The organism is Rossellomorea sedimentorum (genome assembly GCF_046237645.1).
Classification (GTDB): domain Bacteria; phylum Bacillota; class Bacilli; order Bacillales; family Bacillaceae_B; genus Rossellomorea; species Rossellomorea sedimentorum.
Genome location: NZ_CP143546.1, coordinates 493,284 through 506,910, shown reverse-complemented (window position 1 = coordinate 506,910; position 13,627 = coordinate 493,284). Strand labels below are relative to the sequence as shown.

Below are 13,627 nucleotides of genomic sequence, written 5' to 3'. Positions count from 1 at the left end.
AGGCATTCATTCTCTACCCTGAAGCCATGGACAGGCTATCTCATATACTCAGATAATCTTCCCGGCCCTCGTTACCTGCGATGTCCCTGCAGCACTTTTTCATTATGATCTTGCAGCAACTCGCTCAACTCTTCGGCATTTACAGGAGGCGAGCAATAATACCCTTGCATTTCATCGCAATGGATCTCCTGTAAAAACTCATACTGTTCCTGGGTTTCTACATGTTCGGCGATGGACAGGAGATTTAGATTTTTCGTCATGGCCACTATGGTTTTGATGATGATGGCAGCCTCGGCACTGCTTGGGACGTCCCGAATAAAGGCCCCATCGATTTTCACCCGGTCGATCGGGAAGTTCTTTATGTGATTCAAGGAGCTGTAGCCCGTCCCGAAGTCGTCAATACTAATGGATACGCCCAGGGCTCTAAGTTGATTGAATATGAGTTTAGCATACTCTATATCTTTCATGGCCATGCTTTCTGTGATTTCCAAGTCCAATAGGTGAGGCGGAAACTCTTCTTCCTCTATCACTCTCTTGACGATCGAAATGAAATTTTGATGATACAACTGTTTTAAGGAGATATTGACGCTCAATTGCAGGCCGCCATACCCCTCGTTTTTCGATTCATTGATTTGCCTGCAAGATTCTCTGAGAATCCACTCCCCCAGTTCGTGAATCAACCCATTCTCTTCAGCAAGCGGGATGAATTCAGATGGCAGGATGGTCCCTTCTGCGGGATGATTCCAGCGTAAGAGGGCTTCCACGCCGAATATCTTCCCGGTCGACATTTTCATCTGAGGTTGATAGACGATCTCAAACTCTTTCTCTTTCATTGCTTTACGGATATCTTTTTCAAGCAGTAACACTTTCTTGCTCTCTTCATCATTTTGCTGGTGATAAAACTGGTACGTATTCTTTCCCTTTTCTTTTGAGCGGTACATGGCCACATCCGCATACTTCATCAGATCTTCCACCGTGTCACTGTCTTCGGGATATAGGGCGATCCCCATACTTCCGGTAACGTAAAGCTCCTGATTTTCGATTTGAAAGGGCGTTTGGATAAGGGCCAGCAGCTCTTCTATCTTGGTTTCCAATTCCTCCATCGATGCGATCTCCGGAAATAAAAACGTAAATTCATCTCCGCCCATCCTCGCAACTTCAATATCTTCTTTCACAAACGAGGTAAATCGTTCAGACAGCTGCAATAATAAATGGTCCCCGGTTTGATGCCCTAGAATATCGTTGATCACTTTAAAGCGGTCCAGATCTAAAAAGCAAACAGCCGCCGGACGCTTACTGGTCTCAATCCTGCGGGTCAACTCTTTTACAAAATAAAATCTGTTAGGCAGCCCGGTTAACGAATCATGATAGGCTAAGTGCTGTATTTGCTCTCTCGTTTGAATGACCTCCGTAATATCTTTGGCCAGGATATTAATATTTGCCAGTCTTTCCTTCACAAACATCGGGATCAGTGTAATCTGCACATCTTTATAGTCACCATTGCCTGCACTTATCTTGGTCTCAAACATTTGAGAGCTGCCATTAAAAGCTTCATTGATATATGATACAAACTCTTCTTCCTTCGACTCATGAATCAACTCGGCGAATAAGGATCCTTTTTTAAACTGATCGATAGAATCCCCCGTCAATTGCTGGACAGCATTGTTTAACTTCAGGATCCTTCCCTTTGGATCCAGCGTAAATATTGCTACAGCCTGGTTATCAAAAAGCGTTTCGTAACGGCGCTGGTTCTCGATGATTAATTCTTTCTGCTCCTTACTGTGAATCTCTGAAAAGAGTCCTGGAACAAGCTCCAAGAATACCAAAGCGAAGATATTAATCATCAAGGGCAATAAAGTGTTATTCAGATAAACCCATTCAAAGATCGGTATATCTTTATTCGAAAACAAATCTATAGTGGAGAACAACGTAATACTTGAAAACAACGTGAAACGGATACTGGCAAAAGCCATCCCTATCGCAAAACTTCCGAACAGAATCCACGAGAAATGAACCTTTTCCACACTTCTTAACTGCCGGATAAAGCGGATCGTCGCCAGGACATTCCCTGCCAGCAATATGTTGGCACTGATAAATAACAAAAGATTCATTTTCAGATCGTGCTCTACCATTTCACTCCAAATATCAATCATGTTGACTAAACTGATGCATGAAGCAAAAATGATGGAACTAAAAATCAATTTAGTAAAAGAAATTTCTCTCAGGCATATCGTATTAATGGTCGTATTGACCGCCCAGGTGTTAAAAATCAGGAAGCCCACCCCAACAAAGAAATCGACATTCGCCTGTATGCCCGACATATTTCCATACAGATATGAAAAATAGATGGCCGCCCCAAACACCAGGGAGGCAATATGGACTTTCAATTTCCCATTCTCCACCGGGTTCATCTTCCTAATAAGAGTAATGCCAAAAAGACCTGCGATCGTGGCTATCCCAATGGATAAAAGATATTCACTAAGAGAGTAATAGACCATTTATAATTCCTCTTTTCAATGCTTCGGCTTCATTAAATCCCGTAAGACTTCTATCAAAATTCTTGCTATACAGCCAAAAATCGAGCTATGAATGAGCGGCAACCGTATGCCAATAACGAAAATAAGACTATATTACTATATTAATGCCTTTTTCATCGGTTTTCATAAAAACATTTTGACAAATTCCGTCAAAACCTTCTTTTTATTGCTATATATTGTGGCGGGACAGGTGGATGGTCCTGCGGGAGATGATCAGGGATAAGATGCCTGTCCGACTACTCCGTAGAACGCAGAAAAATGTCTATAGACAGTATGGATACTGTATAGACACCGGATACTCAGCCCATTTTTCTTAAGTTCTTAAAAACTTCTCCCTCTAAGTCAACCTGCATTGAGCTGCCTGAAAATAAGGTACCTGTCCCCTTCTCCCTGGTGACATTCATTTTAAAAATAACAGCCTTATAACAAGAACATATCCCTTATGATATGCTTTATAAATCAGGGAAATCTAACTTTATGCTATCTAAAGAAGAGTGGATGAAAGCCGCAAAATCATTTAAATAAAAACAGGTGCGGGGATATTTATTTCTAATTATCACCCTTAATTAGTTCGTGTTTTAGATTGTAACACCGGTGATGAAGTGCCAGAATGAATTAAAAACAAGAAGAGGTGGATGAAATATGGATTTAATCAAGCAGATTGAAGAGCTTGACTTTGCACTTTTACAGTCCTTTTCCAATAAGCAAGATAGAACGTGGGGAGTTTTGTTTTCGAACGAACACCAGCCAGAGTATTATGATGCTAACCATGCCCATGTGAGTAAACAACCAGACAACCCAGAAGAAGTCATCAATGAGGTCATTTCTTTTTATGAAACTTTGAAGATTATTCCCAGGTTTTATTTATACAACCTGGAGTCTCTGACAACCTTTATTGCTCTATTAAAAGAGAAGGGCTTTCAGGTTGAAGATTTTATGCAGCCAATACAGCTTTGGAATAACAAAGTTACGGAATTAGCAATCAATAAAGATGTCACTATAGAAAAAGTAACCGCTAATAATTATAAGGATGCCTTATGGGTTGAGTGTCAGATTAAAGAATTTGGCGGAAAAGCAGTTCGTGAAAAGGCGTTCCAATCAGAATTTAACGATTCCCGTTATACTCATTATCTATTGAAATATAACGGTATCCCTTGTTCCACAGCATGCTTATTTGTTCATGGCAATCAAGGTAGAGTAGAAAGCGTCGCCACCATCGAAGAATATAGAGGGAAAGGACTAATCGGTTGGGTGTTACAACAGGTACAAAATGAAGCGCAAAAACTTCTGCTGGAAAAACTATGGGTGCACCCGATTAATGAACGAGTTGAAAAGGTTTATAGCCGCTATGGATTCCAGACGGTATTGAGCTTACAGACAGGCCATGCTTTTTTAGGCGGGAAAGGTATTAAGGAGATACAAGGGGCGTAAGCTGCATATTTAGTGGGGAGCCACTTTCTTTTCTATAAGGCTCTTTTCGTAAATATTGTTGCTATTTGGATGAGTAGTTGATTTCCGCTTCAGGTGTGCGACTCCGCGGGGCGGGGGGGTGAGCCTCCTCGGCTATGCCTGTGGGGTTACGTTCCGGTGGGTACGTAAACTAGGTTTCACCTGTCATCAAAAGCAGAAGCGCCCTGTTTAGCACCGACAGGTAAATGTTCCGAAGAGAAAAAAAGGCGCTCTTTCCTTGGTGGGACAGAGGGACAGGTGATGAATTGTCCTGCGACACATAATCGGGGACCAGATACCTGTCCGACTTGTCCACGAAGAACGAAAAAAGTGCCTATAGACATATATCAACACATCTGCTAATTCATTCAATATTTTTTGACTGGTATTGCAGTTGTTTCTTTAGGGACAGAAAGATGATTTCCCCTAAATACAGAACGGGATACCTATCTCCCTTGTTCCCAGCAACCTCATCACTCGTTTTCCATTGCTGCTAACCCCGGTATAATTTATTTCGATAGAGTTAATCTAGGTACTCTTTAACGTTTTACATTTATAAAAAGGGGGAAAACATACCCCAGGAATGAAAAGTAGGTTTATCCATATGACAAAGTATGATCTTGTCGTTATAGGGTAGAGGCAAGTGTGGCATCAGGCTGCGAAACAAGGTGTTGCATTTAATGCTAAAGCGGCTTTAATTGAAAAAGATGACGGTTTAGTGCGAATATGACTTAACAGAGGATGTATTCCCAAAAGGTCTTGGTAAGGTATAGTGAAGCTTGAGATTTAGTCATTAATGCAGATACATTTGTCATCAATGTCCAAAACGCACCTTAGCTGTGGGATAAGGTTATTGATCGAAAGGAAAGAATCATTAAAGCCTTAAAGAATATAAAGAGAAAGGTTAGGTGTGGTAATCATGTCTAGTCGGAAGAAAACAATGATGCTAACAATGTGTACCTTATGTTCTTTTATCGTCGTTAACAATGTATATCAGTCCTATTTGTTAACAAAACTTTCTCGACAGGAAAGATATTAACAGCGCTTTGCACGTTGGTACTTATGAATAGAGGCGTTCCGTACCTTCCTTTGCATTAAAATATACTAGGAAATATGTCTTTATTTTTAGTGCCACTTTTCTTTTCCCCCTCACAACATATTCAGCAAAATTTTCTTCATCTTTCCTTATTGCTTCATGAAGTTGACCATCTACTGAATGTAACAACCCCTGGGACAGAGGGACAGGTGAATTCTCCCACGAGAAATACTCCGGGACCAAGTATCCGTCCACCTTATCCAAAGACCACAAAAAAGTTCCTATAGACAGTATGGAAACTGTATAAACACCGGTTTAGTTTATATTATGAAGGGAAATGAATTCCATCTGCTCTAGATACTTAGAAGAACAGGTACCAGTCCCCATGTTCCTCTAACAAGTTACAAACTTTTTTCCCTCATAGAAATTAATAGAGTCAGGTTCTACAATTCCCTCATAGCAATGTTAACTCCATCAAAAATAGGGAATTAGAATAGAGGTGGAATTACCAGAGGATTAAATAAAAAAGGAGTGGAATGTATGAATCAAAATCAACTCGACCGAATGAAAAATGGTAAAGGGTTCATTGCTGCCCTGGATCAAAGCGGAGGCAGTACACCTAAGGCACTGGCAGCGTATGGTGTTACCGAGGATTCCTACTCAAATGAAGAGGAGATGTTCAATCAGGTGCACGAAATGCGGACCAGGATTATGACGTCTCCCTCTTTCAGTTCAGACCATATCCTTGGCGTGATTTTGTTCGAACAGACGATGGACAGTAAAGTAGAAGGGAAATATACAGCGGATTATCTGGCTGATCATAATATTGTCCCGTTTTTGAAAGTGGATAAAGGCCTGGCCGAGAAAGAAGACGGGGTACAGCTCATGAAGCCGAACCCGGACCTTGATGAAACGCTGCGCCGTGCCAAAGAACGAAATATCTTCGGCACCAAAATGCGTTCAGTCATCCATGAACCGAATGAATCAGGAATCAAGGCTGTCGTGGACCAGCAATTCGAAATCGGCAAGAGAATCATCGCTTCTGATTTGGTACCCATCATCGAACCTGAAGTGAATATCCATAGCGAGGACAAGGAACAATGCGAAGAAATCCTGCGTGCTGGAATCGTCAAGCATCTCAATGATTTATCCGAGGATGAAAATGTGATGCTGAAGCTCACGATCCCGACAAAGGCTAATGCCTACAAGGAACTGGTGGAGCATCCGCGCGTCGTCCGGGTTGTTGCCCTATCAGGCGGTTATTCCCGAGAAGAAGCCAACGAGAAACTGAAAGAGAACGACGGCATGATCGCAAGCTTCTCCCGGGCGCTTGCCGAAGAATTGAGAGTGGATCAATCTTCCGAAGAATTTGATCAATCCATGCGAGATGCCATCGAATCGATTTATGATGCTTCTGTTAATAAGAAATAAAGCATATCCTCCCCTGCTTCTAAGCTGAAGCGGGGGATTTTTATAGGCAGCGCCAAGCCCCCGGTACCTAAATAAATCTCTCTAAATACTCTCCAAATATTTTGTTCATCACTTTGGGCGTGTTTTCTATATAAATATTAATCTGGTCAGTGTTCGATTCGAAACCATCTGAGTTACTTTCCTCTGTTGGAAAATCTGATATCCCTTTTAAGATAATGCACTCAACATCATTCTTTTTACAGATATAAGCAATGGCCCCCGCTTCTGTATCGGCTATCCTGATGTTATTTTCTTTCAGTTCTAAGTAGTCCTTCCACATCACTACTGCTTTATCGGCGGTGCCAATGGTTCCGATATGAAAATCATTTCCATATTGGGATAAATCAATATCAACGATGAAAGATTGTTTAATAAAAGGCTCAATTTCTTTTACTGTGCAATCATATTGAACCGCTTTATCAGGTACGAAAATATCCAGATTACTGAACTTATCATCGATTCCTGCACAAGTTCCAGCAACGATGACTTTCGTTAGATTAAATTTAGAAATCATATACTGATTAGCACCAACACCATTTACTTTTCTTACACCAGTGCTGTAAAAAACAAGCTCCGTACCATTAATGGTTCTCATGAAATACTCTCCATAAGGATAACTTATACGTTCGTTATCTTTTATGCTGAAGTACTCCAAGGTCGCTTCAAATTCCCACTTTGTTGCTATGCTTATTCCGATCATGACTTATCACCCTGTTTCCCTGTAATTGAAAAAGTGCAATAGCCGGCACACTTAACTATACTTCAGTTATTGCCCCGTTTGTTGAACCATGAGGTGTCTTCTGGCTTTATCTCTTTGGATAGATTGTCAACTGTACTTTTACCAAGTTGCATTAGATATGACACGAGAGAGACCACTAAACCGACAAATGAAACAAGAAGTCCGAATCCTGCCGCGCCACCACTTGATGTTAGAATAAGGGCTATTCCAAATAAGGATATAGAGATGCCTAAAAGGGATAATCTCAAATTATAAAACCTCCAGTTTTTACAACATAGTTAAGATCGTCTTTTCAATAAGCCTGTTTCGATTGTTAAATGGACATGCGGGGGTAGGGACCTGAATTCCCGTTTTTACATTTCCGCCCCGTGTAAATGAAAGAAGATTATCTACAATGAAACACTCATAGTAATTGTCCTATTTTTAAATCCCAGACTTTCATATATCTTAATTGCTTGATTACCATCAAATACGCTTAAGCGAATTTCGGCATATCCTTCTTGTTTCAATTGTTCCACACCTGTTTTAATCAATCGTTTTGAAATACCTTTACCTCTGTATTCCTCTATAACAAACAATTCATAAATAAACCCGAGTGCCTTATCTGAAAACTGGTCTTTACTTCCTCCTATAAGAATCCATCCTGTTATTACATTGTTCTCAGTTGCTATTAAATAATAACTTCCCTTCTTTAAAAGAGGTTCTACCAGTTGTTTTGCTTTTTCAATCGTTGGTTTTGTTTCACCTAAAGTCCCCTCAAATATTGCTTGTGGAGATAGTGCTGATATTTTTTCAATCTCTTCCTCGTTAGGTTTTCTTATGTCCATTTATTAACTCAGCCCTTCCGATAACTTATACCTTTAAATATTTTGGATTAATTCTTATCCTCTCGCCCAAATAATGCTTCTGCCAATAATAATTATCTCTTAATCTATTTTGGCATTGAGATGTAAACTCGTCTCTTACTCCAGGATTCTCAAATATAAAATAGTCCCGATTCTTTTGTGTGCTCAACATACTCATAAAAGAAAAACCGTATGTAGCATAATTCTTTATCCCTGAACTTTTTCTTGGAATAAACATCATGACTTCTTTAATAGTGAACACTTTACGCGGGTCTAATTCACTCTTTTCTACTTCCATAAGAAAACGTAAAAACAACTTATCCGCATTAGCCCTGTTCTCAATATTTGTTGTAGAAAATAATTTGTTTTCTGATTCCCAAACTAAAGATTCCATGTTCATCCCCCTATATCACTGATACTTCCCCATCCACCTAACCAACCTCGTCTTACTCCGGTCAAACCACTCTGAACAAAGCAAATACTTCCTCCCATTAATGCACAATGGCTTAGCATAGTATCTGCTCCGCCCATTATGATCCTTCTTAAGCTCCTCAATTCTCCCGCTATCCGTTACCTCTTTAAGCAAAGGAAAATTCAGGTCTAAAGTGTCCTTGGAGTATCTATTATCCTTCAAACTTTCAACCACGGCATGCGGCACACGCCCACTCTCCAACAGTCTCACTAAATCAGTTCTCGCAATTTCCCCTACTTTCTTCTCACTGACAGGCTCAGCTTCCACCGCTCCCGCTACGGCAATCTCGTTTTCAGCCAGATTATATTCTTCATATCTACGGGCTTCCCGACTTTACTGCTTTAACAGACTCTTCTTTTCCTCTATCTTTTCTTCCAACTCTAACAATTCTTTCTGCCTTAGACTGATCGTTGTTTCAAGGTTGGACAGTTCTAAGAATTTCTTAATCATGTGGACCTCCTCTATTCACAAGCACGATTCCTGTTATATCTATGTTATTATAATTATACCAAATAAACCCATAAATTAGGAAATGATCCCCAACATGCTTAAACAAGGAATCTATGAAGAAATCATTACGAAGAAGCTTCAGGACGAGCTGTCTGGCTCCGACTTGGATTTTGATATCGGCAAGTCCCCTCTGGATGTGGAGGAAGCGCGGAAAGTCCTTTCTTCTTACATCAGTTCGGTGACGAGGAATGCTCTGAAATCTGTTCGCGATGAGGAGCGGAATGATGGGCAGGCTCTTCTGAGACAGGTTGAGACCTGCAATGAAATCATCACGATTCTGAGTCAGCGATTGGACCGCCAGGAGTTTGAACGACTGAAGATTGCCGAAGAAGGCGAGGTCCTGACACATATCTACTCCAAGATGAACTCCATCCGAAGCATCGGGAATCAGGAAGTCATCCGTCCCGTGACCCCCATCTCTGAGAGCTCCTTATTCACCGGCTCCAGCTACGAGCCGAACATGCTGGGTGAACTGAAGAAGGAAATCGTCTCCTCTGATTCTATCGATATGCTCGTGTCCTTCATCAAGTGGAGCGGGCTGCGAATCATTTTGGAAGAATTGAAGACATTCACGGAGGGTGGCGGCAGGCTCCGGGTCATCACGACCTCCTACATGGAGGCGACGGATTATAAGGCGATCCAGGAGCTGAGCAAGCTAACCAACACCGAAATCCGGATTTCCTATGATGTGCAGCGGACAAGGCTGCATGCCAAGGCCTATCTTTTTAAAAGAGACACCGGCTTCAGTACAGCTTATATCGGCTCTTCCAATCTCTCCAATCCCGCTCTCACTTCAGGGCTCGAATGGAACGTGAAGGTAACCGAGAAGGATTCCTTTGATGTGCTCAAAAAATGTGAGGCCACCTTTGAAAGCTACTGGAATGACAAGGAGTTCAAAGCGTTTAACGGAGAAAATGAGGAAGACAACCTAACACTTAAGCTGGCTTTAGAGAAAAGCAAAGTCGCTGAGGAATCGGTTCAGTATCTCTTTGACATCCAGCCTTACTACTATCAAAAAGAGATCCTCGAAAAGCTGCAGGCGGAACGGGAAGTTCATCACCGCTATAAAAATTTGTTGGTCGCCGCAACCGGTGTGGGAAAAACCGTCATTTCCGCTTTTGACTACAAACGTTTCCGGAAAGCAAACGGCGGGAAGGCAAAGCTTCTCTTCGTTGCTCACCGGGAAGAAATTTTAAAACAAAGCCTGAACACCTTCCGCGCGATTTTACGGGAACCGAACTTCGGGGATATGCTTGTTGGCACTCAACAGCCATCCTCTCTCGATCACTTATTCGTCAGCATTCAGAGCTTTAACAGCAAGGAGCTTCATCAACATACCGAAAGCGGCTTCTACGACTTTATTATTGTCGATGAGTTCCACCATGCCGCCGCCGACTCTTATCAAAAGCTGCTGAACCATTATCAGCCGCAGATTCTCCTGGGACTGACCGCTACCCCTGAGAGGATGGATGGAAAAAGTGTTCTTTCTTATTTTGATGACCATATCGCAGCCGAAATGCGGCTAACCGAAGCGGTCAATCAAAAGCTGTTAAGTCCTTTTCAATACTTCTGTGTCACCGATACCGTCGATCTCTCAAACCTGAAATGGACCCGAGGCGGCTACGATACCAAGCAATTAGAAAATGTCTATACGTCCAATCACCTTAGAAGCTCGCAGATCGTCCAAAGCGTCCAGAAGTATGTCACGGATATCAGCGATGTAAAAGGACTCGGCTTCTGCGTGTCAATTGCACATGCGCAGTACATGGCTGATTTCTTTAACAAATCCGGCATCCCTTCCATCGCATTACACGGGGGAACTGACCGTAAATCCCGTCTGGAAGCACAGCAGCTACTCGTCTCAGGAGAAATCATATTCATCTTCGTTGTCGACTTATACAATGAAGGAATCGACATCCCTGAAATCAACACGATGCTGTTCCTGCGTCCCACAGAAAGTATGACCGTCTTCCTGCAGCAGCTCGGACGCGGCCTTCGCCTATCAGAAGACAAAGAATGCCTGACTGTCCTGGATTTCGTCGGACAAGCCCACCGCAACTATTCGTACGAAGAAAAACTGAGAGCCCTGATCGGCAAATCAAAGCACTCCGTCCAATACTATGTCGAAAACGGATTCTTCAACCTGCCAAAAGGCTGCTTCGTCCAGTTGGAAAAACAAGCGAAGGAATACATCCTGCGGAACATCAAAGCGGGCGCCAATTCCAAAGCAAACCTGGTAGCCAAACTAAGAACCTTTGAGCACGATACCGGAAAATCCGTTACCTTGAAAAACTTCCTAGAGCACTATCACCTGGATCTCTATGACTTTTACGGAGGAAATAAAAATAGAAGTTTTTCCCGACTGCTAGTGGATGCGGGACTTGCAGAAGATTTCACCTATGAAGGAGAACAGTGGCTTACAAGCCGCCTGCCTAACCTGTTTCATCTCAACTCAAGAAAGCTGCTGGAGTTTTTAAAAGACTATATAAAAACGGAAGAAGCGAACGGGAAAGAAAAAGACCTGATGCTGAACATGTTCTATTACTCTTTTTATCAAGCCCATCCTGAAAAAGAAGGACTCTCTTCCATAAAGGATGGAATTAAAAAAGTGTTAAAGCATCCTGCCTTCAAAGAGGAAATCAAGCAGATTGTAGAGGTTCTATATGACTCTCTAGAAACCATTGAATTGAAGCCAAACTTCACCTTCCCTTGCCCACTCCAGGTCCACAGCCGCTACTCAACGGCACAGGTACTGGCGGGATTTGACTACAACACCGAAGAGCAAAGCCCGGCGTTCCGGGAAGGAGTCAAGTACTTCAAAGACAAGAACCTGGATATCTTTTTTATCACGCTGAACAAATCAGAAAAAGACTTCTCACCATCAACACTTTACGAGGACTATGCCATAAACGAAAAGTTATTCCACTGGCAAACCCAAAGTAAAGTCAGCGAAGAAAGCCCGACCGGCCAGCGGTATAGCCATCACAGGCAGACCGGAAACAAGATCGCCTTATTTGTCAGAGAATACAAAAAAGAGAAAGGCAGCATTCCATCACCTTTCGTCTTTCTTGGAACAGCAAATTATATTAAGCACTCCGGAAACAAACCGATGAGTTTTGTTTGGGAGCTTGAGGAGGAGATGCCTTCTTATTTGGTGCCGCGGGCTCATAAGAATATATTATAGAAATTTAAAAAATAATGCTAAGTAATAATTATGCTTAAGTGAAAACCGCCACATTTAGGGCTTAACGGGGTGCAAGACCAATCATTTGATTCTTATTTCTGGCTATATCAAAATCACATGATTGGTCTATCTCTTTTATCAAATTTCTTTTTTTACATAAAATAGAAGAAATTTAATCGAAAACAAACAAAACTGAGTGATCAATTTCTTCAGTATGCTCCTCATCATCTTCTTCGATTTGATTAGCAGAGAACCTAATTTCCTTTATATTGACTGTTTCTAAAATATACTCAGCTAGCTCATCTTTATTGTTGTTACCAGGATTGTTATATCTTCTATTTAAAGATGCAACAAACAAGTCGGCAAACTGTAAAAATATATGCTCATGGGATGGCATAGAAATTAGTTGGTCCATAATTAAATCATCTTGATGATGCAACTTAAAATTATCTCCTAAATTTTGTTTTACTGTCTCAAGAACCAAGGAACTTTCGCCTTCCTCCTCATCTTTTGTTAAGTTAATCTTCTTTGGTAACTGAATTCTTTCAGAGTTCATCTCATGGTTGATACCTAATCTAATAAACTGATAAAAGAGTTTTATTACTAAATCAGAGATTGGAATTCTATTTATTTTACTTTTATTGACGGCTACTGCTTTAAAACTAATCATTTCACCATTACGAATAATAAGATTAAAAAATTCTTTAAATAGTTCTAACTCTTGCTTATTCCTATTGTTTAGATTTTTGAAATGAAACTCCTCAGGCAACTTTATCCCTTGTTCTTCCTTTGTTCTAACCCATTGAATATAATCCCTTTGTACCCTAGATGATATTCTTTCATTTAATAGCCAAACACCCGCCACTATAACAAATGTTTCTGTTTTACCTGTTTCATCTGCAAAAATATCTATCGTTCCATAAGTAGGCTTGTCTAATAGTTGTGCTTCCTTTTCATCTTCTTCTAATGTCCTTCTTCGACGTCTTACCTCAGTGTCTGCTAAAAATAACTTATATTCATTTTGAATTTTAGCACGAGCTCTAGATATAGATGTCAACCTCTCCATAATATAGAGCCTATTTAACTCGACAAAGTTAGAAGTTAGACCATTATAGACCTGCCAGTACTTTATTTGGAGAGTAATATCTGAATTTCTCGTTTCGGGATATCTATTTAATATATTCGCTACCCTAGTAGTCAAATGTTTATCATTCCCCATTTGAACAGCTTTCCATAAGGTATCTGCTTTCTTCTTTCTCTCCAATTCTTTTTTTGGGTTTCCACCCTCGTAGCTCTTATCTTGTTCATCATTTATTTCATTATCAATTTCTTCTAATACTTCTAAATCTGTTTCTGCCATTTTAATTCCTCCATTAATTACATAT

Annotated in this window: 8 protein-coding genes; 3 read left to right on the top strand and 5 right to left on the bottom strand. The window is 41.0% G+C overall.

The window, feature by feature from the left end; genetic code table 11:
- Positions 1-71: 71 nt before the first annotated feature.
- Entirely contained in the window at positions 72-2,498 is a 2,427-nt protein-coding gene (locus tag V1502_RS02585; RefSeq protein ID WP_409252836.1) for an EAL domain-containing protein, read from the bottom strand.
- 681 nt (positions 2,499-3,179) lie between these two features.
- On the opposite strand from V1502_RS02585, the gene V1502_RS02580 reads away from it, so the two are divergent.
- Both V1502_RS02580 and V1502_RS02575 read left to right on the top strand, forming a co-directional pair.
- The gene (locus V1502_RS02580) at positions 3,180-3,968 is read left to right on the top strand and encodes a GNAT family N-acetyltransferase (RefSeq protein ID WP_409252835.1); all 789 of its coding nucleotides are present in this window, start codon (positions 3,180-3,182) and stop codon (positions 3,966-3,968) included.
- Positions 3,969-5,562: 1,594 nt separating this feature from the next.
- Positions 5,563-6,453, top strand: coding sequence for a fructose bisphosphate aldolase (locus V1502_RS02575; RefSeq protein ID WP_409252834.1), 891 nt, complete (start codon positions 5,563-5,565; stop codon positions 6,451-6,453).
- A gap of 67 nt (positions 6,454-6,520) precedes the next feature.
- Here the strand turns inward: V1502_RS02575 and V1502_RS02570 are convergent, their stop codons facing one another.
- The 3 genes from V1502_RS02570 to V1502_RS02560 form a co-directional block, all read right to left on the bottom strand.
- The gene (locus tag V1502_RS02570) at positions 6,521-7,192 is read right to left on the bottom strand and encodes a permease (RefSeq protein ID WP_409252833.1); all 672 of its coding nucleotides are present in this window, start codon (positions 7,190-7,192) and stop codon (positions 6,521-6,523) included.
- 428 nt (positions 7,193-7,620) lie between these two features.
- Entirely contained in the window at positions 7,621-8,058 is a 438-nt protein-coding gene (locus V1502_RS02565) for a GNAT family N-acetyltransferase (protein ID WP_409252832.1), read from the bottom strand.
- A gap of 25 nt (positions 8,059-8,083) precedes the next feature.
- On the bottom strand, positions 8,084-8,470 hold the full coding sequence (locus tag V1502_RS02560) for a hypothetical protein (RefSeq protein WP_409252831.1): 387 nt from the start codon (positions 8,468-8,470) through the stop codon (positions 8,084-8,086).
- 622 nt (positions 8,471-9,092) lie between these two features.
- Between V1502_RS02560 and V1502_RS02555 the strand changes: the two genes are divergently transcribed.
- Complete coding sequence (locus tag V1502_RS02555) at positions 9,093-12,242, top strand: DUF3427 domain-containing protein (RefSeq protein WP_409252830.1); 3,150 nt, start codon at positions 9,093-9,095, stop codon at positions 12,240-12,242.
- A gap of 172 nt (positions 12,243-12,414) precedes the next feature.
- Here V1502_RS02555 and V1502_RS02550 read toward each other — a convergent pair whose 3' ends face one another.
- Positions 12,415-13,602 carry a DUF3800 domain-containing protein gene (locus tag V1502_RS02550; protein ID WP_409252829.1) on the bottom strand — a complete coding sequence of 396 codons (1,188 nt, stop codon included), beginning with the start codon at positions 13,600-13,602 and terminating at the stop codon, positions 12,415-12,417.
- Between the last annotated feature and the right edge of the window lie 25 nt (positions 13,603-13,627).

Coding starts and splice junctions, on each gene's coding strand:
- V1502_RS02555 (WP_409252830.1), top strand. CDS start 9,093: ATGCTTAAACAAGGAATCTATGAAGAAATCATTACGAAGAAGCTTCAG.
- V1502_RS02565 (WP_409252832.1), bottom strand. CDS start 8,058: ATGGACATAAGAAAACCTAACGAGGAAGAGATTGAAAAAATATCAGCA.
- V1502_RS02570 (WP_409252833.1), bottom strand. CDS start 7,192: ATGATCGGAATAAGCATAGCAACAAAGTGGGAATTTGAAGCGACCTTG.
- V1502_RS02580 (WP_409252835.1), top strand. CDS start 3,180: ATGGATTTAATCAAGCAGATTGAAGAGCTTGACTTTGCACTTTTACAG.
- V1502_RS02585 (WP_409252836.1), bottom strand. CDS start 2,498: ATGGTCTATTACTCTCTTAGTGAATATCTTTTATCCATTGGGATAGCC.
- V1502_RS02575 (WP_409252834.1), top strand. CDS start 5,563: ATGAATCAAAATCAACTCGACCGAATGAAAAATGGTAAAGGGTTCATT.
- V1502_RS02550 (WP_409252829.1), bottom strand. CDS start 13,602: ATGGCAGAAACAGATTTAGAAGTATTAGAAGAAATTGATAATGAAATA.
- V1502_RS02560 (WP_409252831.1), bottom strand. CDS start 8,470: ATGGAATCTTTAGTTTGGGAATCAGAAAACAAATTATTTTCTACAACA.